At 38.6% G+C, this 20217-nt stretch carries 19 protein-coding genes and 1 other annotated feature; of the genes, 16 read left to right on the top strand and 3 right to left on the bottom strand.

Going from position 1 to position 20217, the window contains the following annotated elements; translation table 11 throughout:
- Positions 1 to 36 precede the first annotated feature (36 nt).
- The 4 genes from NRE15_RS08900 (at position 37) to NRE15_RS08885 (ending at position 3202) form a co-directional block, all read left to right on the top strand.
- Entirely contained in the window at positions 37 to 816 is a 780-nt protein-coding gene (locus NRE15_RS08900) for a M15 family metallopeptidase (RefSeq protein WP_313792531.1), read from the top strand.
- 42 nt (positions 817 to 858) lie between these two features.
- Positions 859 to 1977, top strand: a complete 1119-nt coding sequence (locus NRE15_RS08895) for a Gfo/Idh/MocA family protein (protein WP_313792530.1) — start codon at positions 859 to 861, stop codon at positions 1975 to 1977.
- A gap of 150 nt (positions 1978 to 2127) precedes the next feature.
- Entirely contained in the window at positions 2128 to 2709 is a 582-nt protein-coding gene (locus NRE15_RS08890) for a bifunctional transcriptional activator/DNA repair enzyme AdaA (protein WP_313792529.1), read from the top strand.
- Positions 2693 to 3202 (top strand): methylated-DNA--[protein]-cysteine S-methyltransferase, encoded by a 510-nt coding sequence (locus tag NRE15_RS08885; RefSeq protein ID WP_313792528.1) that lies wholly within the window; start codon positions 2693 to 2695, stop codon positions 3200 to 3202. Before NRE15_RS08890 ends, NRE15_RS08885 begins: the two co-directional genes overlap by 17 nt.
- Before the next feature lie 73 nt (positions 3203 to 3275).
- Here the strand turns inward: NRE15_RS08885 and NRE15_RS08880 are convergent, their stop codons facing one another.
- Positions 3276 to 4025 carry an ABC transporter permease subunit gene (locus NRE15_RS08880; protein ID WP_313792527.1) on the bottom strand — a complete coding sequence of 250 codons (750 nt, stop codon included), beginning with the start codon at positions 4023 to 4025 and terminating at the stop codon, positions 3276 to 3278.
- 11 nt (positions 4026 to 4036) lie between these two features.
- Positions 4037 to 4996, bottom strand: a complete 960-nt coding sequence (locus tag NRE15_RS08875) for an ABC transporter ATP-binding protein (RefSeq protein WP_313792526.1) — start codon at positions 4994 to 4996, stop codon at positions 4037 to 4039.
- A gap of 123 nt (positions 4997 to 5119) precedes the next feature.
- On the opposite strand from NRE15_RS08875, the gene NRE15_RS08870 reads away from it, so the two are divergent.
- From NRE15_RS08870 to rplL, 9 genes are all read left to right on the top strand, one after another.
- Positions 5120 to 5854 (top strand): alpha/beta hydrolase, encoded by a 735-nt coding sequence (locus tag NRE15_RS08870; RefSeq protein ID WP_313792525.1) that lies wholly within the window; start codon positions 5120 to 5122, stop codon positions 5852 to 5854.
- Between the two features lie 186 nt (positions 5855 to 6040).
- Positions 6041 to 7513, top strand: a complete 1473-nt coding sequence (locus NRE15_RS08865; protein WP_313792524.1) for a sulfatase family protein — start codon at positions 6041 to 6043, stop codon at positions 7511 to 7513.
- A gap of 177 nt (positions 7514 to 7690) precedes the next feature.
- Positions 7691 to 9571 (top strand): fructose-1,6-bisphosphatase, encoded by a 1881-nt coding sequence (locus NRE15_RS08860; RefSeq protein WP_313792523.1) that lies wholly within the window; start codon positions 7691 to 7693, stop codon positions 9569 to 9571.
- 33 nt (positions 9572 to 9604) lie between these two features.
- On the top strand, positions 9605 to 10426 hold the full coding sequence (locus NRE15_RS08855; RefSeq protein WP_313792522.1) for a molecular chaperone DnaJ: 822 nt from the start codon (positions 9605 to 9607) through the stop codon (positions 10424 to 10426).
- Entirely contained in the window at positions 10419 to 10820 is a 402-nt protein-coding gene (locus tag NRE15_RS08850; RefSeq protein ID WP_313792521.1) for an HIRAN domain-containing protein, read from the top strand. The genes NRE15_RS08855 and NRE15_RS08850 overlap by 8 nt, the downstream gene beginning before the upstream one ends.
- 130 nt (positions 10821 to 10950) lie before the next feature.
- A complete protein-coding gene (gene rplK / locus NRE15_RS08845) occupies positions 10951 to 11376 on the top strand; it encodes a 50S ribosomal protein L11 (protein ID WP_313792520.1) in 426 nt (141 codons plus the stop codon).
- 82 nt (positions 11377 to 11458) lie between these two features.
- Entirely contained in the window at positions 11459 to 12148 is a 690-nt protein-coding gene (gene rplA / locus NRE15_RS08840) for a 50S ribosomal protein L1 (RefSeq protein WP_313792519.1), read from the top strand.
- A gap of 48 nt (positions 12149 to 12196) precedes the next feature.
- Positions 12197 to 12327, top strand: a sequence feature (ribosomal protein L10 leader region).
- Positions 12328 to 12360: 33 nt separating this feature from the next.
- Positions 12361 to 12870: a 50S ribosomal protein L10 gene (gene rplJ, locus NRE15_RS08835; RefSeq protein WP_390887127.1), complete on the top strand. Its 510-nt coding sequence runs from the start codon at positions 12361 to 12363 to the stop codon at positions 12868 to 12870.
- A gap of 50 nt (positions 12871 to 12920) precedes the next feature.
- Positions 12921 to 13286 (top strand): 50S ribosomal protein L7/L12, encoded by a 366-nt coding sequence (rplL, locus tag NRE15_RS08830; RefSeq protein ID WP_313792518.1) that lies wholly within the window; start codon positions 12921 to 12923, stop codon positions 13284 to 13286.
- A gap of 324 nt (positions 13287 to 13610) precedes the next feature.
- On the opposite strand, the gene NRE15_RS08825 is transcribed toward rplL, so the two are convergent.
- Positions 13611 to 14474: a Cof-type HAD-IIB family hydrolase gene (locus tag NRE15_RS08825; RefSeq protein WP_313792517.1), complete on the bottom strand. Its 864-nt coding sequence runs from the start codon at positions 14472 to 14474 to the stop codon at positions 13611 to 13613.
- 97 nt (positions 14475 to 14571) lie between these two features.
- Here NRE15_RS08825 and manA point away from each other — a divergent pair, with 97 nt between their 5' ends.
- From manA to rpoB, 3 genes are all read left to right on the top strand, one after another.
- Positions 14572 to 15540, top strand: coding sequence for a mannose-6-phosphate isomerase, class I (gene manA, locus NRE15_RS08820; RefSeq protein ID WP_313794978.1), 969 nt, complete (start codon positions 14572 to 14574; stop codon positions 15538 to 15540).
- Positions 15540 to 16157, top strand: coding sequence for a class I SAM-dependent methyltransferase (locus NRE15_RS08815; RefSeq protein ID WP_313792516.1), 618 nt, complete (start codon positions 15540 to 15542; stop codon positions 16155 to 16157). The genes manA and NRE15_RS08815 overlap by 1 nt, the downstream gene beginning before the upstream one ends.
- A gap of 370 nt (positions 16158 to 16527) precedes the next feature.
- Positions 16528 to 20154, top strand: a complete 3627-nt coding sequence (gene rpoB / locus NRE15_RS08810; RefSeq protein WP_390887126.1) for a DNA-directed RNA polymerase subunit beta — start codon at positions 16528 to 16530, stop codon at positions 20152 to 20154.
- Positions 20155 to 20217 lie beyond the last annotated feature (63 nt).

The following is a 20217-nucleotide window of genomic DNA, read 5'->3' as shown; positions in this document are numbered from 1 at the left end:
ATGTCATAAAAAATAAGAAAAGGACAATGGCTAACCATGACAAAACGACTGTCTAAACTAGGAATATTAGGCTTTCTTATAATGCTCATCTTGCCTTTACAATCGTTAAAGGTACAGGCAAATGCTTATATTCAGCCGACTACTTTAGATTTAATTGTAGCAACCAAATCAGGTGCTAGCTTGCAAGAATTATTAGAAGATTTACCCGAAAATGCCACTTCTTCGGATCCCAACCTTATGTTAATTAATGCCCTGCATCCGATTGAATCTGATTTATGGATGGACTTTGCTTATACTGACAAGGGTGAAATGTTTGATAGTGCCATCAGTGGTTATTATTACCAAATGATCAACGATGCTGCTGCCCAAGGGATCTATTATGATGTTGTCTCGGCTTACCGAACGATTGAAGAACAAACCTATAATCGTACCGTCCGCATTAATGCCTACTTGGCTGAAGGTTATTCCCAAGCAGATGCTATCAATTTAACTGACCGCTATTATGCACCGGCTAATGCCTCAGAGCATAATACAGGCTTAGTTTTCGACTTACTAGGTTATGATTGGGTCAATATAGGCGGCGGCTTGTCGGCCGACTATGCTTATCAATACTCAGCCGTTTGGTTGGCTGAAAATGCTTATCAATATGGTTTTATATTACGATACCCAGAAGGAAAAACCCATTTGACCGGTTACTACTTTGAACCATGGCATTATCGCTATGTGGGTTATGAACATGCCGAATATATGTTTCGTCATGGTTTAGTTTTAGAAGAATACCTCTTATTATTACAAACAAGAGAAGCATTAAACTAGTTATTTCTAATACAAGCGATATTTATGTAAGGGGGAAGCGGTTTGGATCAGTTAAGAATTGGGATAATTGGTTATGGTATGCGCGGTTATATCGGACAATATTGGCATCAATTTGAGGGACGTTCAGTGGTAACGGCGGTGGCGGATTTGGATGATGCGCAATTGGTGAAAGCTCAAGAGGCGTTTGGTGCGGATGTCTTTGTGACTAAGGACTATCATGAGTTACTTAAGCGGGATGATGTGGATGCTGTTGCTATTTTGTCACCGGATTATTTGCATATCGAACATGTTTTAGCAGCGCTTGAAGCTAACAAGCATATTTATCTAGAAAAACCGATGGCGATTCATATTGAAGATTGTCAAACCATTATTGAAGCCTGGCAAAAAACCGATGTTAAATTAATGATTGGCTTCAATATGCGGTATATGTCTATGTATCAAACAATGAAATATTATATAGATCAAGGCTTTATTGGCGATGTGAAAGCTATTTGGGTACGGCATTTTGTTGGTTTTGGTGGTCGCTATTATTATCAAGATTGGCATCGTAATGCCAAGTATACTAATTCTCTATTGTTGCAAAAAGCTTCGCACGATATTGATGTGATTCATATGTTAGCCGGTAGCTACACGAAACGCGTGTCAGCTTTTGGTTCATTAGATTTTTATAATGATGAAGCGAATTTTCAAGCGGATAAATTAGTGCATAATGAAGAAGCTGAGATTGATGTTGAGGATAATAATGTCTTAATTATGGATTTAGCAAACGGGGTTAAAGCGGCTTATTTACAAAATCACTTTACACCTGAATATTCTCGGAACTACACGGTTATTGGTACCAAAGGTCGTATCGAAAATGATGATATTAATCAGAAGATTTTTATAAAGACACGGCAGACAGATTCCTTACATGATCAAAGCGATCTAGAAATCCAAATGAAAGAAACAACGGGTTCGCATGGCGGGGCTGATCCGCAAATTTGCCAAGCCTTTGTTGAGTATGTCTTAGATGATAAAGAACCTAGAGCGAGTGTGGCCGATGGTATGATGAGTGTGGTTGTAGGCGTGAAAGCAACTGAATCGGTGCGTTCCAATGGGCAAGTATTTGATTTAAGTGAGTATCTTCAGTATCTTCAGGATACTTTCCAATCGAAAGATTAACTAGTCTATTAATCAACAACTATAATAAGCTCCAACTACCTGTATACAAGCAAGGGTGTAGTTGGAGCTTTTCATATCTTGCTTTTTTAGTCGATAAAGGTAGGTATTTATTTGGATTGGGAGTAAAATGTGTTTAACGGGGTGATAAAAATGGCTGTGAGACCGAATGAAGAACAAAAGCGGGCTATTATGGAAAACAATAAGGATTATGATGGGCAATTTTTTTATGCTGTCCAAACAACGCGGATTTTTTGTCGGCCTTCCTGTAAATCAAGAACACCTAATTTTGACCATGTGACCATCTATCCTACCCCTGAGGCAGCATTAGCAGCGGGCTATAGACCCTGCAAGCGATGTAATTCTGCTGGTAGGCGGTTACCCAATGATGAATGGGTACTGTACATTAAGGAATATATAGACGATAACTATGCCAAACCTTTAACGCTGAAACAAATTGCCGACGATTGCCATGGCAGTCCCTTTCATTTGCATCGGGTGTTCACAGACGTTAAGGGGATGACACCTTTAGCCTATGTCCATCATGTGAGGCTGACACATGCCAAAGTATATTTGAAACAAACTACTTTGCCGATTAAGGAAATTGCTAAAAAAGTTGGGATTGCGAATGCCTCACGCTTTTCGACCTTGTTCAAAGCATATACTAAGCAAACACCTAAGCAATATCGTAATAATCATCTAAGAGAGGAGCAAAACAATGGCTATACAATCTGAGGATAAGACCTATTATTATGGCGAGTTTAATTTTGCAGAAGTCACGCTGTATGTAGTCGTTTCAGACATTGGCTTGTGTTTTATTGGTTCGAGTGAGAGCTTATCTAAATGGGAGACAAAGCAACTTGAAAAAAAACGCTCTCCAAATCCAGAAAAGGCTCTACCCTATATTGAACAACTCAAAGCCTATTTAGCTGGTGAACGCAAAGCGTTTGATCTTCCATTTGACGTTCAATCGACAGACTTTCAAGCTGAGGTATGGGCTGAACTTCAAAAGATTCCCTATGGACAAACGATGACATATTCAGAAATCGCACATAATATTGGACGGGAGGGGGCTGATCGAGCTGTAGGTAGTGCTGTTGGTTCTAATCCCCTATTAATTGTGGTGCCTTGCCACCGCGTAGTGACCAAAAGGGGTAAAATTTCTAACTATCGCGAAGGTGTCGCGATGAAAGAACAGTTACTTCAGTTGGAAAAGGCAAATATTTAAGGAATGAACAGAGCAAAAGATCCAACCATGCTAACAGGTGGTTGGAGCTTTTGTTTTAGGCAGAGATAGGTAGTTAGATTTCTTTTCGATTGAAGAGGAAGATGCCAAGGGCTAAAAGGACGATGACGTAGGCGAAACTGATATAAATGGTTTGGTCGATGCCTAACCAGCTAGTTTGGCTAGGAAGGGCAAGTTCGTTGATTAGATAGGGTCGAATGGATTGCACCCATGGACGATTGATGGTGCTGAGGATTAATGGTAAAAAGCTCCAGAGCATGATAATCAGCATGTCGATAGCGCCGCTCGAAAACATAAAGCGGAAAAGGATAAAGAGACTTAGGTAGGCAGCCCAAAGCGGAATGTGCATGACAATAAAATCAAGAATAAAATCGATAAAAGGCTGGCTGGGGCCACCGATAAGGACTTGATAGCTTATAACCAAGGTAAGATAAGATAAACTAATCCCAATAATTCCTAGAAAAAGACTCATGAGAAATTTGCTTAAATAAATTTTATACCGCGGGATACCAAAGCTGATGGAATTGATAAACGTCCGCAATTTGATTTCGTCACTAAAGGCAATAATAGCGACGATAAAGCAGATATAAGGACCAACAAATGTAAGAATACCACCATAAATTTCAAGTATGAGATCAGGGGTGACAAACATTCTTATGAGTATTTCTGTGCCTTCTTCATAGGTATTGCCATAATAAATACCCAAAACAGTTAATAAGGTTAGTAAAATAGCTGCTAAACTAAAAATGTAAAAGGAACGGCTTTTTAGTAATTGATAAAACTCACTACGAATTAATCGAAACATATTAACTCCTCCTACTTAACTTCTGATTCGGTGGTGCTAGTAACGGACGAAGTTTGACCACGGTTTTTAGAAATGATATCCATAAAGAGCTCTTCCAGTGGGTATACTTGATGATAAAAAGCGCTGACTTGTAAACCTTGTTGGACCAAAAGTTCATTGATTTTATAAGGTTCAATATCGAAATCTACCAGTTGGAGTTTGCCTTCAACTAGTTCAATTTTAATCGTTGGATAATGCGCATTGATTAATGTGACTGTACGCGCTAGGTCATTGGTTTGAATATTAATCACTGGTTTTTTACGCTCCATCAGTTCTGCATGGGTAAATTGATCAATGATATGGCCGTTATCAATAATCAAAAAGCGGGACGCAATACTTTCTAGCTCCGTTAAAATATGTGAGGAAATAATTAAGGTAATATTGTCGTTTTGAGCTAACGATTTAAACAACTGTCTCAGTTGAATAATCCCTTCAGGGTCTAAGCCGTTTATCGGTTCATCAAGAATAAGTAATTTTGGTCGATGAATCAAAGCCAAGGCAATCCCCAAGCGTTGTTTCATACCCAAAGAAAAACTTTTAAATTTCTTGTTGCCGGTATGATTTAAGTGGACTAAGTCTAAAACTTCATCAATCCGCGTCTCGTCTTTGATTTGCCGTTGAATCGCAAAATAAGTTAAATTTTGTCTAGCTGATAAATTTGGGAAAAAAGCCGGCGCTTCAATTAGTGCCCCTAGTTGATGACGGGCTTTTTCAAGTTGCCTTTTATTTTGAGATTGATAAAGTGACAAGGAGCCTTGAAAGTTAGGAATAAGTCCCGCAATGATTTTCAAAAGGGTTGTTTTACCCGCACCATTAGGGCCAGCAATACCAATTATTTCGCCTTGTTCAATGTGTAAGTTAATGTCTTCAATAGCAGCTTGTTTTTGATAAAATTTGCTCACTTGATTTAACTCAAGAACTGTCTCGCTCATAAGTATCCCTCATTTCATTTTCGATTAAGCACAGTTTAGCATATTTTTTTCAAAAAGCTAAGGAGAGCTACCTTTGTATGTTATACTTTTAAATAAATACCACGGTTAATGAGGAGCAAAAAAATGCCAACTTTTCGAATAAATTTCCGGTCTGAAGCCTTAGGTCAAGCTATCGATATCAATGCTGTTGTGCCGGATAAACTAGATAGTGAAACAGCGGTTATGTATTTGTTGCATGGTCGCTCAGATGACTGCAATGCTTGGTTAGATAACACATCATTATTGCGCTATGCCCAAAACTATAATTTTTTGATTGTGATGCCAGAAGTGCGTTTGAGTTATTATGCGGATGAATATATGGGCCAAAATTATTGGACCTATTTAACGACTGAATTGCCCCTTCATATAGAAAACTGGTTCAAAGTTAATCCTAAGAGTAAACGCTTTGTTGCTGGGTTATCAATGGGCGGTTACGGTGCCTTTAAATGGGCTTTAAACAAGGACGATTACTTTACCGGCGCTGCTTCATTATCGGGTGCTGTAGATGTGCTGGCTTTGTGGCAACGTGATAAGGAGCGAAATGATGAACTCAAACGCGTGTTTCGCTCCAAACGGTATTTTGCAAAAAGTGAAAATAATCTCGTTCACTTGTTGAAGACGCAGACATATGAAGAAACGTATTTCTTACAAATGTGTGGAACGGAAGACTTCTTAATTGAAGATAACCGTGGGTTTAAGCAATTAGCACAAACGCAGATTGAAAATTATGAATACTTAGAACACCCTGGCGATCATAATTGGGAATATTGGGATATGGCTATACAAATCGTGTTGGAACGGTTTGGAGAGTTGATGTAGATCAGTGGGTTTATCCTGATAACTATCACTAAAAGTTCGGATTTTTTGATTTTTAGAAAGCTCATTTTATGAAATAGATCTCCCGTAGTATAAAAAGCTAACTCATTTCAAGCCTTATAAATTTAAGCTGATTTTTAGGTGTAGTATAATTAAATTGTAAAATCCACCAATAAGGAGCCTATAACAATGAGAATCTTATTAATTGATATTGACTCACTCCGACCTGATCATTTAAGCGCCTATGGATACCATCGTCAAACCTCACCGAACATTGACCAGATTGCTGCAGATGGCATGAAATTTACTAATTATTATACTTCTGATGCACCTTGTTTGCCGTCGCGCTCGGCTTTTATATCCAGTCGCTTTGGGATTCATAATGGCGTGGTGAATCATGGAGGTGTGGCCTCTGAGTTTCGTAATGACGGACCCGACCGCGGTTTTCAAGATAAGTTAGCCAATTTTGGATTGGTAGGTTACTTGAAAAACCAACTGAATCTCAATACCGCCCTAGTTAGTCCTTTTGCTGAACGGCATTCTGCCTGGCATTTTTATGCTGGTTTCAATGAAATATATAATACCGGCAAAAAGGGCGATGAACGCGCCGATGAAATCACACCCGTGGTCATGGATTGGCTAAAAAGCCATGCCCAAGACGATAATTGGCTATTATACGTGAATTATTGGGATCCCCATACGCCTTATCGTACGCCGGCGTCATATGGAAATCCATTTGAAGATGTGCCCTTAAAAGCTTTTTATACAGAGGAACTTTTAGCGGAACATATGCAAACCGTTGGGCCCCATACATCACAAGAGATTGGTATGTATAATTCAAACGCCCATAAAGATTATCCACGAGCTCTAGGTAAATTATCAAACTTTGACGATTTAAAAACCTTCATTGATGGCTATGATATAGGTATTCACTATGCCGATGCTTATATTGGGAAAATCATTCAGTACTTAAAAGACCATAATTTATACGAGGATACGGCGATTATTATTACAGCTGACCATGGTGAAAACCAAGGTGAATTTGGTATCTATGCGGAACATGCTACAGCAGATAAACCGACGACGAATATTCCTTTAATTTTAAAAATGCCCAATGTTCCCCGTGGCACGACCAATACGGGTTTGCATTATTCCTTAGATTTATTGCCCACCTTAGCCGAATATTTTGGTTTACCTCAGTCCGATTATTGGGATGGCGAAAGCTTCCTACATTCAATCAATAATGATCCTAGTGAAGGTCGCGATGAACTGATTTTGTCACAGATGGCTCATGTCGTTCAACGCTCGGTTCGTTTTGATGATTGGTTGTATATACGAACCTATCATGATGGTTACCACCTATTTCCACCTGAAATGCTGTATAATGTCCAGGACGATCCTTATGAACAAAACAATGTGGCAGAAGAGCATCCAGAAGTAGTGCGAGATGCCGTTTATCGTTTGATGAACTGGCAAGATAAGATGCTATCGACCTTAGAAGCCCCTTATCAAGATCCCATGTGGACGGTGCTTCAAGAAGGGGGTCCGCTGCATGCCAAAGGCGAATTACCTGCCTACCTTGACCGTCTCCGCGATACTGGCCGTGGTTGGGCCATTGAAGAACTCCGTCGTCGCCACCCACAAGAATTTAATAACAAATAAATATCTTTTAACCGAAAGGCGAACTTTCAGTTATAGCAATTCGAACGAGGCTTAGGCCAAGGTCGCTGTAACTGAAAGTTCGCTTGTTTTTTGTGTATTTTCTTCAAATTCAATAAAAATTTTTAATCAAAGTATGATATGATTATCTAAAGAAATCACTTACAATGGAGGGCTAGCATGGAGAACAATGATAAATTGCAACAACTGGATGATTTAGCTGAAGTCATCAACCTGGAAGCGATTCAACAACTACCTAAAGCAACCGAACATTTTATTAGCGACTTACATGGTGAATTTGAAGCATTCGATCATCTAATGCGCAACTGTTCAGGGATTATCCGCATAAAAATTGCGGATGTTTTTACCGGTGAATTAACCAGTCGCGAACAAGAGCAATTAGCCTTTACCATTTATTATCCAGAGGTATTTATTCAAGAGAAAGACCGTTCTTCCGATGAATGGCTGATTCTGTTAAACCGTTTGGTTAAATTAACACGGCATGTTTCTAGTAAATACACCCGCTCCAAAGTACGTAAAGCGATGCCGAAAGTTTATGCCTATATTTTAGAAGAATTGCTCTATCAATATGACCAAGATACCAATAAGCAAGCCTACTATGATGTTATATTTTCAAGTATTATTGAGTTGGATTTAGCCGTCAACTTTGCCACTGAATTGACCACCTTGATTAAACGGTTTGTGGTGGATCACTTGCATGTTTTAGGGGATATCTATGATAGAGGGGCGTATCCAGATTTAATTATTGATACCTTGATGCAAACGCCGAGTGTAGATATTCAATTAGGTAATCATGATATTATTTGGATTGGTGCTTACAGTGGCTCATTAGCTTGTCTGGCAGTTGCCTTACGGATTTCACTTAGATATGGGCATACACGTCTATTAGAAGAAGGATATGGCATTAGTTTAGATCGTTTAAGAAAATTTTCTGAACAATTTTATCAAGATAATGCTGCTTTTAGGCCTAGAGGCTTGGATGCGCAATCGCCACTCACGGATGATGACATTTTAGACATTACGCGTATGCACCAAGCAATTACAATTATTCAATTTAAATTAGAAAACCAAATAATAAACCGTCGGCCTGAATTTGAAATGGAAGACCGCCTTTTATTGGGTAAACTCAATGACGATAAGTCAACCATCACCCTTGGTGATGTTACCTATCCGATTAAAGATGGCTGTTTTGATCTTGTTGATTCAGACTCACCCGATGAATTACATTTAGCAGAAGAACTGATCATTCATGATTTGCTACACCAATTGCAACAATCGCCCCGGTTTAAAGAACATATTGATTTCTTAGTTAAAGAAGGATCTATGTATCAAACATACAATAATAATCTCCTGTTTCATGGTTGTATCCCATGCTCAGAAGACGGTGAATTTTTAGCAATCAATTTTAATGGCGAAAGCTATGCGGGGAAAGCCTTGATGGATTTCTATGCTAACGCGATTCAAGTTGCACATGCTAATCCACAAGTTAACGATGATTTAGAGACGGATTTAATTTGGTATATTTGGTCGGGAGATCGCTCATCTTTATTTGGAAAACATACCATGAAAACCTTTGAACGCTATTTCATCGAAGATAAGGCAACCCATAAAGAAAAACAAAATCCCTATTATCAGCTTCGAGAAGATGAAGCCTTTTGTGAGAAAATCCTTAACGAATTTGGCTTAGAAACATCCGGTTATATTATTAATGGTCATACCCCTGTGAAGGCGTTACTGGGTGAAAACCCCATTAAAGCTGGCGGTAAAATGTTGGTGATTGATGGCGGTTTGTCACGTGCCTATCAAAAAGAAACCGGCATTGCAGGCTATACATTAATTGATAATTCACATGAAACCTATTTAGTGGCCCACCACCCGTTCACGACCAAAGCCGATGCTATTGAAAATTACAGAGATATCATACCTGAACAAATCATTGTGTCTAAGCGTATCGAGCGTGCGAAAGTTCACGATACCGATATTGGTCATCAATTAGAAAAAGAAGCGCGCCAATTAAGAGAAAAATGGTTTCTAAAATAATAACTATCTCTGCATCGTAAAGGGGGAATCCAGATGACAGACAAAGATAAAGATATTATTTATTTTCCTGCTTTTAAAGAATTACAAACCGCCATTGAGACCTTGAAAGTCAATCTAAGTATGTTAATCCTTGAACGCGATGATCTCGTTTATGTCGTTTGCAAGAATATTGAGACGACTTATTTACTTTCTGCGGGTCACTTAGATTATAAAATATTTCAACTGGATTGTGATATTAGACGACTTAAACGTCAAATGCAATTAATTCAAGCTAAAATCAATCGACAAGAAGAAATTAAACCTTCCGACATCGAAAAACAATTGGATGAGGAGTTTCGAGTTTATCAAAAGCAACTGCAACAAATGTTATCGAAAATGAACATGGCGCTTAAAAGAAGTCAAAATGAGCGTTTAACTCAAATAGAAGCTGATGAATTAAAAGACCTTTATCGTCGAATTGTGAAAAAGTTGCATCCTGATCTCAATCCTAATTTAGATGCTGTGAAGAAGGATTTATATATTCAAACGGTAGCAGCGTATAAAAATGGGGATTTAGCTAGTATGCGAATTATCGCGATTTTAGTGGATGATCCACTTGAGAAGTTGCCCTCGGAAGGTTCATTGAATCATTTACAAAAAGAAAAGCAACGTTTAGAAGCGCAAGTTGCGTCTATCCAAGAGGATATCCAACGGATAAAATCGGAATTTCCTTTTACCATTAAAGAGCTGGTATTGGATAAAGCAGCCTTAGACAAACACATAGAAACACTGAAGCAAACAATTAGCCAAATGGAAGAGGTCTTAGATAGCTATAAACAAAAAATAAATGAATTAATGGGGGCTAACGATGAGTGATTTAATAAATATCGACGATCAAAACCAACTGGTTAAAAGCCTTTATCAAAAGGGTCATCCCCTATCGGTTATTAAACCTTTTGAAAGAGATATTTATCTTTTTTCGACCTATATTGCTGGGACAACACATGTAACAGGCATTATGGATTTAGAACCAACTTTACAGGTAGGGGAACCTTTGAATTTTTATCGTGAACCTGATAATCCCTATGATAAAGAAGCGATTGTCATTAAAAACCAATATGAAGTGAAATTAGGTTACATTCCACGTAAAGATAATGTGGTCTTTTCCCGTTTAATGGACGCAGGAAAATTATTGTTTGGTAAAATTAAGTCCAAGGAACGCAAAGGCAATTATTTATCGATTAGCATTGATATTTATTTACATGAGTGAAAAAAATCCTTGTGTAATAGTTGAAATATGGTATAATATTACGGTATGCCTGTTGTGTATACATGAGTGGGAGGGGTTTTGTGACTCCACTTACCACATCACGAACTAAAATTTTAAGGAGGAATGTTTCGTGGCTAAAAAACTGATGACACAAGTTAAATTGCAAATTCCAGCAGGACAAGCCAGTCCAGCGCCCCCGGTTGGTCCAGCATTGGGTCAAGCAGGGGTTAACATTATGCAATTTACAAAAGAATTTAATGCAAGAACTCAAGATCAAATGGGTATGATTATCCCTGTAGTAATTGATGTATTTGAAGATCGTTCATTTACTTTTATTACTAAAACACCACCAGCTCCAATTTTATTGAAAAAAGCAGCTAACTTGAATAAAGGTTCTGGTGAACCTAACAAAACTAAAGTTGGTTCAGTAACACGTGCACAAGTACAAGAAATTGCTGAAACAAAAATGCAAGACTTAAACGCAGCCGATGTAGAAGCTGCAATGCGCATGATTGAAGGTACTGCTCGTTCAATGGGAATTACCGTTCAAGACTAAGCATACCGCAGCTTCTCGCCCCGTTTTCTATCGGGGGTGGGAGGTATATCCGTTAACACCACAAATATAGGAGGAATATAAAATGGCTAAAAAAAGCAAAAAATTTCAAGCAGCGTTGGCTAAAGTAGATCGTACAAAACGTTACGATGCTGCTGAAGCAATTGCGTTAGCAAAAGAAGTAGACTACGCAAACTTTGATGCGACTATCGAAGTGTCTTATAACTTAAATATCGACGTTAAAAAAGCAGACCAACAAATTCGTGGAGCAATGGTATTGCCTCACGGAACAGGTAAAACACAAACCGTGGTTGTTATTGCTCGTGGCGAAAAAGCTGCTGAAGCAGAAGCGGCTGGCGCTGACTACGTTGGTGAACAAGACTTAATCGAAAAAATCAATGGTGGTTGGTTAGACTTTGACGTGATGGTAGCTACACCTGATATGATGGGTCAAGTTGGTCGCCTAGGACGTGTATTAGGACCTAAAGGTTTAATGCCTAACCCTAAAACAGGTACAGTAACCATGGATGTTACTAAAGCTGTTAATGACATCAAAGCTGGTCAAGTCACTTACCGTGCTGACAAAGCGGGTATCGTAAATGTGCCAATTGGTAAAGTATCCTTTGAGGATCAAAAATTAGTTGAAAACTTCAAAGCGTTACACGAACAAATTAACCGTGTTAAACCAGCAACGGCTAAAGGTGTTTACATCACTAACTTAGCATTAAGCTCAACGCTTGGACCTGGTATCAAAGTCGATCCAGCAACCGTTTAATAAAAATCAAGAAAAAAGATTGACTATTCAAACTTTTTTCGCTAATATAAAACTTGTTTTAAACGACCGCAGACAGTAAGTGGCAAATGCCTTAATTTCTTACCGAGGAAGTTCCTAATGATTATTATTTGGAAGCTATCTCTATGTCTATGGTGACATAGAGATTTTTTATTTTAAAAAATCTCTAACAATAAATGGTGGAGGTGAATTGAGTGCCAAAAGATGTTGTAATTGCTAAAAAGCAAGAAGAAGTTTCTGTTGTTGCTGAAGACTTAAGAAGCGCTGCTACCGTAGTTGTTGTTGACTACTTAGGTTTATCCGTCGCAGAAGTAACTGATTTAAGAAAACAATTGCGTGAAAATAACACACAAATGAAAGTTGTTAAAAACACTATTTTACGTCGTGCCGCTGCAGAAGCAAATGTTGAAGGTTTGTTAGAATCTTTCGTAGGACCTACAGCGATTGTGTTTAGTAGTGAAGATACCGTTGCACCAGCTAAAATTGTTGCGAAATTTGCTGAAAAAGCAGATGAATTAACAATTAAAGGTGGAATGATTGAAGGTAAAGTGGCAAGCGTTGACCAAATGAACGAATTAGCTAAATTACCAGATCGCGATGGATTATTATCTATGTTACTTTCAGTATTACAAGCTCCTGTCCGCAATGTTGCCTATGCAGTTAAAGCTGTTGCTGAAAAGGACCAAACTGAAGATGTCGCTTAAGACATTACTGATTTAAAATAAATATATCATTATATAATGGAGGAAATATCATGGCTTTAAATATCGAAAATATTATTGCTGAAATTAAAGAAGCAACAATTTTAGAATTAAATGACTTAGTAAAAGCAATTGAAGAAGAATTTGGCGTAACAGCAGCAGCTCCAGTAGCAGCAGCAGGTGCAGCAGCAGCTGTGGAAGAAGAACAAACTGAATTTACTGTTGAATTAACTGACGCTGGTGCAGCTAAAATCAAAGTAATCAAAGTGGTTCGTGAAGTAACTGGTTTAGGTCTTAAAGAAGCTAAAGCTTTAGTTGACGAAGCGCCTAAAGCAATCAAAGAAGGCATCTCTAAAGAAGAAGCTGAAGAATTAAAAGCTAAAATTGAAGAAGTTGGCGGGGTTGTTGAAGTTAAATAATAACTTCCTACCGTTTATTGAAGAGCACTCACCTTTCGGGGTGAGTGTTTTTTTGTAGCTTAAAAATTTGGGTCGTCGACCACAAATTCCACTTTATGTGATGGCCTAAGTGGAACAAACTCGACCTGAATATTCCACTTTAGGTAAATGGGAGATGAAATTTCGTCTATCTAGCTAAGTAGTAAGCAACCATTTTTGGATCGGTTTGTTATGATTAACTTCTTTGCACATTCCACACACACTAAGTGCAAGTTTGTTAATTGCTAGCCCCTACTCAGGCAAAAAACCGAGTGTTTACAGTTAAACACTCGGTTATGGGGATATTTATTTAGGGGGGTTGTCGATGATTTGATTGATGACTTGGGCGACGCCGTCGAGTTCGTTAGATGGGGCTAGGTATCGAGCTGATTCTTTGATGGAATCAACCCCATTGGCCATGGCATAGCTGTGGCCGACCATTTGAATCATAGAGCGGTCATTTAAGGAATCACCAATGGCAGCAACTTCAGCCATGGTGTAGTCTTGGGTACGCACATATTCTTCAATCGCAAGGCCTTTTTGAGCTTTAATATGGGTTATCTCTAAATTATCGTGATTGGATGAGGTCACATCGATGGTTGGTAAGGTCTCAATGTTACGTCGCGTTTGTCCAAGTTTGTCTAAATCGGAGCTAAAGAACATCACTTTGTAGACTACAGGTAGTTGCTTTGAATCTAATTGAGACAAAGGTTTTATTTCACGATATAACAGCGAAAGTTGGGCGACGGTAATGTCTTCATTTCCACTATCTTGTTCCGTATGTGGATTATTTATAAAACGTTTCATACGTTGTACGTAGTTTTCATAATCTGACACATAAAATCCTTTATCGGTAATAACCGTAGCATTAATAGAAGGATCCTCTATATGTTTGATAATAGTGGCAAAGTCACCTGCTTCTATCGGTTGTGTTTTTAATACATTACCTTCATCATCGTGGATAACAGCACCGTTTAAGTTTATCATGCGACAATGGATATTGTGTGCACTTAATAGTTGATGGGCAGAAAAATATTCACGACCTGTAGCTACCATAAATTCAATACCGTTGTCTTGTAATGCTCTAATGGCTTCAGCGGTTCGATCACTAATTACATGATGTTCATTCAATAACGTTCCATCTAAATCAGAAACAAAAAGCTTAATCATTCCTCAACCTCCAACAAAATTTGTTATAATTAGTGTATCATATTTCATAGAGCAAAAGATATTGATAAAATTAGCTAAACGCTTACAGAGAGGGAATATTATGCAGCCAATTTTTTTAAAGCCGGTTTTACAAGATAAAATTTGGGGTGGGAGAAAACTATACACCCATTTTGGTTTAGAGTTACCTAGTCAAACGATTGGAGAAGCTTGGTCGATTAGTGCGCATCCAAATGGCGTTTCTGAAGTTATCTCTCCAGCTGAATTTGCTGGTATAGGACTGGATGAATTATATCAAACGCACCCAGAATTATTCTGTGACTATACGGAAGAACGTTTTCCTTTGTTGACAAAAATTCTTGATGCCAATCAAAACCTATCTGTGCAAGTGCATCCTGATGATAGCTACGCCCTAGAGCATGAAGGTGAACTCGGTAAAACAGAATGTTGGTATATTATATCAGCTGACCCTGGTTCGAAAATTATTTATGGTCATAATGCGCAAACTCCCGAAGAATTTGCGGCAATGGTTGAAGAGGGTCGTTGGGATGAATTATTGCGTGAAGTTCCGGTTAAAGATGGCGATTTTTTCTATGTTCCCCATGGCACGATTCACGCCATCGGCTCAGGCATCGTGATTTTAGAAACTCAACAAAATTCGGATACCACCTACCGCGTATACGATTATGGACGCAAAGACGCTTCAGGCCAAGAACGTGATCTTCACATCCAACCATCCCTTGATGTGACCCAATTCCCTCATCAAGACCCTCAAATAAATATCACTGAAGAAACCCAAGACGGGGGTAAAATTGTCCATTACTTAACTAATGAATACTTTAGTGTTTATAAATGGGATTTGAAAAAAGCCTTAACGGTAGAGCTAACGAAACCTTATTATTTAGCTACCGTCATTACAGGAGAAGGTGAAATGGAAGTTGATGGGCAAATCTATCCTTTAAAATTAGCTGATTCATTTATTTTACCTGCGGGAATCCAATCGATTACTTTAAAGGGTGATTTAGAAATAATTGTATCCAATCCTGAAACAAAGGTAGAAACCGTCTAATGAGCGAACAATATTTTACTCACAAGCCAAGCAGTGAAGAGCGTTACAGAGAATTTACGGTTGATGTGGCTGGGTTTCCCTTGCGTTTTGTAACGTCTGAAGGTGTTTTTTCTAAAAATCGGATGGATTATGGCTCAAAGTTTTTAGTAGAAACCTTTATTGAAAAGAATATTATTAAGGAAGATAAAAAGATACTGGAGTTGGGAGCTGGCTACGGTCCGGTTGCGATTACTTTAGCTAAGGCGTACCCAAATTGTTCCGTAATGGGGATTGAGGTTAATGAACGCGCGTTTGAGTTATCTAAAAAGAATGCGACTTTAAACCAAGTTGAGGTTAATTTTGAAGTAGGCGATGCAACAACTTATGCAGTAGCTGGCTTAGATGTCGATGTTGTGTTAACTAACCCTCCTATTCGTGCAGGCAAAGCAGTGATACAAGCCTTTGTGAATCAAGCCTATAAAGCTCTCGTTCTTGAAGGCGAACTCTGGGTCGTCGTGCAAAAGAAACAAGGCGCCCCATCCATGCAATCCCACATGCAAGCCATTTTCGGCAACGTCGAAAAACTCAAACAAGACAAAGGCTACTGGATCCTAAAAAGCCAAAAAACAAGCGATTGATTGACTAGCAGTAGATTAATAAGCGGAAAAAAATGCCCGTTTTAACGGATAGTGCAAAGGATGGTCCTACTATAGTTTAAGCGGGTCGTTTTTTTGCCGTGCTAAAGGGTTGACAAAATCAATTTAATTTAGTAACATATTTAGTTACAAGAGTTATGTCGTGAATATAGGTCTGGCTTGAAATATTGTCCAAGTCAATCCGTTAAATAGTCAAAAGTGTTGAGTTACTCATTCAAGAAGTCTCAATCTTTTGTCTTTTTTATTGCCTAAAATCCTATGATTATTGAAATCTTAACGAAAATTTAAGCTTTAATCTAAGATCGCAGGGATATTTATTCGATAAACTCAAATATTTGAAGGGGTGAAGAACTTGAGTCAACATCATACCGTTAAATATGGTAAGAAGGCAGAACGACGTAGTTATGCACGAATTAAAGAAGTGCTTGACTTGCCAAACTTAATTGAAGTTCAAACAGATTCCTATCAGTGGTTTTTAGATGAAGGATTAAAGGAAATGTTTGACGATATTTCGTCAATCATTGATCATTCGGAAAATTTAGAACTGCATTTTGTTGATTATGTTTTAAGAGATTCTAAGTATACGGTAGATGAAGCGCGTAGTCATGATGCGAACTATTCTAAGCCGATTTATGTTACCTTGCGTTTAATCAATAAAGAGACGGGTGAAGTGAAAGAACAAGAAGTCTTTTTTGGTGATTTTCCAATTATGACAGAAATGGGTACCTTTGTTATTAATGGGGCAGAGCGGGTAATTGTATCTCAATTAGTGCGTTCACCAGGTGTCTATTTCCATGATAAAGTAGATAAAAAAGGGCGTCATAGTTTTACTTCAACAGTTATTCCTAACCGTGGCGCATGGTTAGAATTTGAAACAGATGCTAAAGGGATTGCTTATGTACGTATTGACCGTACACGGAAAATTCCTCTAACGGTATTAGTGAGAGCACTAGGTTTTGGTTCTGATGATGAGATTTTGGATATTTTTGGTGAATCCGATTTATTAGAATTGACGATTGATAAAGATATTCACAAAAACCAAAATGATTCTCGTGTGGAAGAAGCTTTAAAAGATGTTTATGAACGTTTACGTCCAGGCGAGCCGAAAACGGCTGAAAGCTCACGTAATTTATTGATGTCACGTTTCTTTGACCCTCGTCGTTATGACTTGGCTAATGTTGGTCGCTATAAAGTGAATAAGAAGTTAAATATCCTTTCACGGATAGAAGGTTTAACCTTAGCTGAAACCCTAGCTGATCCTGAAACAGGTGAAGTTATTTTAGCTGAAGGAACTGAACTGAACTCTGCAGCGATTGAAACATTACGCCCTTATATGGAAAATAATTTAAATGATTTTACCTTAAATCCTTCACCTGAAGGGGTTGTAGGTGAGCCGATTGAATTACAACAAATTAAAGTATATTCACCTAAAGATCCTGAACGAGTTGTCGTTGTTATTGGTAATGGACATATTGAAAAAACTAAAAATTTAACGCCTGCGGATATCATTGCTTCTATTAATTACTATTTGAATTTAGAAGAAGGTATCGGTAAGACAGACGATATTGACCATTTAGGTAATCGTCGTGTTCGTTCAGTCGGTGAGTTATTACAAAATCAATTCCGTATTGGACTTAGCCGTATGGAACGGGTGGTTCGTGAGCGTATGTCTATGCAGGATGTTTCGACAATCACTCCGCAACAATTAATTAATATTCGACCTGTAGTGGCAGCCATTAAAGAATTTTTTGGTTCATCACAATTATCTCAATTCATGGATCAAACCAACCCATTAGGCGAGTTATCACATAAACGTCGTTTATCTGCATTAGGGCCTGGTGGTTTGACTCGGGATCGTGCGGGTTATGAAGTTCGTGACGTTCACTATACGCACTATGGTCGTATGTGTCCGATAGAAACACCTGAAGGACCAAACATTGGTCTGATTAACAACTTATCGACTTATGCTAAAATTAATCGTTATGGATTTATTGAATCACCTTTTAGAAAAGTGGATAAAAAAGCAAATAAAGTCACAGATGTTATTGAGTATCTTTCAGCAGATGAAGAAGACTTTTATGTTGTAGCCCAAGCGAACTCGCTCTTGAATGATGATTCAACGTTTGCCACTGATGTTGTTATGGCGCGTTATACGTCTGAAAATATCGAGGTTACGACGGATAAAGTTGATTATATGGACGTTTCACCTAAGCAGGTTGTAGCTGTAGCAACGGCATCTATTCCTTTCTTGGAAAACGATGACTCAAACCGGGCTTTGATGGGTGCCAACATGCAACGTCAAGCCGTGCCTTTGTTGAACCCTAAAGCACCAATAATCGGGACAGGTATTGAATATAAGGCTGCCCATGACTCAGGGGCTGCTTTAATTAACAAACGTGCAGGTGAAGTGGTCTATGTAGATGCTAAACGCATTGTTGTTAAAATAGAAGATGGGACAACGGATGAGTATCGCTTAACCAAGTTTGCTCGTTCGAACTCTGGAACGTGTTATAACCAACGTCCAATTGTGACCGTTGGTGATTATGTAGATGCTGAAGAAATTCTAGCCGATGGACCATCCATGGAAAATGGGGAAATGGCTTTAGGTCAAAACCCATTGGTAGCCTTTATGACTTGGAATGGTTATAACTACGAAGATGCGATTATTATGTCTGAACGTTTGGTGAAAGATGACGTCTATACGTCTATTCACATTGAAGAATATGAGTCTGAATCACGGGATACTAAATTAGGACCTGAAGAAATAACCCGTGAAATTCCGAACGTTGGGGAAGACGCGCTGAAATACTTAGATCATGAAGGAATTATTTTGATTGGTTCTGAAGTGAAAGACGGCGATATTTTAGTTGGTAAAGTAACACCTAAAGGCGTTACGGAGTTATCTGCTGAAGAACGACTATTACATGCTATATTCGGTGAAAAAGCCCGTGAAGTTCGTGATACTTCCTTGCGTGTCCCTCATGGCGGTGGTGGTATTGTTCATGATGTGAAGATATTTACACGTGAAGATGGTGATGAATTAGCACCAGGGGTTAACAAGTTAGTACGTGTTTACATCGTTCAAAAACGTAAAATCAATGAAGGGGATAAAATGGCTGGACGTCATGGTAATAAAGGGGTTGTATCCTTGATTATGCCAGAAGAAGATATGCCATTTATGCCTGATGGTACGCCAATTGATATTATGTTAAATCCGCTAGGTGTTCCTTCTCGGATGAATATTGGACAAGTATTTGAATTACATTTAGGTATGGCTGCTCGTGAATTAGGCATTCATATCGCTACACCTGTATTTGATGGTGCGAATGAAGATGATGTTTGGGAGACTGTTCGTGAAGCTGGTATGGAAGCCGATGCGAAAACAACTTTATATGATGGACGTACAGGAGAACCTTTTGATCGTAAAGTATCCGTCGGTGTTATGTACATGCTGAAACTAGCCCATATGGTGGATGATAAATTACATGCCCGTTCTACAGGACCATACTCATTGGTGACGCAACAACCTTTAGGTGGTAAAGCTCAATTTGGTGGACAACGTTTTGGTGAGATGGAAGTTTGGGCATTAGAAGCCTATGGTGCTGCCTATACTTTACAAGAAATCTTGACTTATAAATCTGATGACGTTGTCGGTCGTGTGAAAACCTATGAAGCAATTGTTAAAGGCCAACCTATTCCAAAACCAGGTGTGCCAGAATCTTTCCGCGTATTAGTGAAAGAGTTACAAGCCTTAGGTCTAGACCTTAAAGTATTGGATGCTAATGATGAAGAAATTGAACTACAAGATGATGATGATGAAGATGATGTAGTCAACTTCAATGCGCTTCAGAAATTTAAGGATGAACAAAAATTATCATCGGAAAAAGCAGCCCAAGCAGAGGGTCAAGCTACAAATACGACTGAAGCAACCGTTGTAGATGGCGAATCTAAAACTGAGAATCAGTTATCAGAAGACTAGACTTATATTTATGCGCCTTGAACTGGCGGAGATGGCGCTCCGCAAATTTTAAAGGAGGTCGAC

It is taken from the genome of Fundicoccus culcitae (genome assembly GCF_024661895.1).
Classification (GTDB): domain Bacteria; phylum Bacillota; class Bacilli; order Lactobacillales; family Aerococcaceae; genus Fundicoccus_A; species Fundicoccus_A culcitae.
The sequence above is the reverse complement of the archived record's forward strand: the minus strand, read 5'-3'. Positions and strand labels throughout refer to the sequence as shown.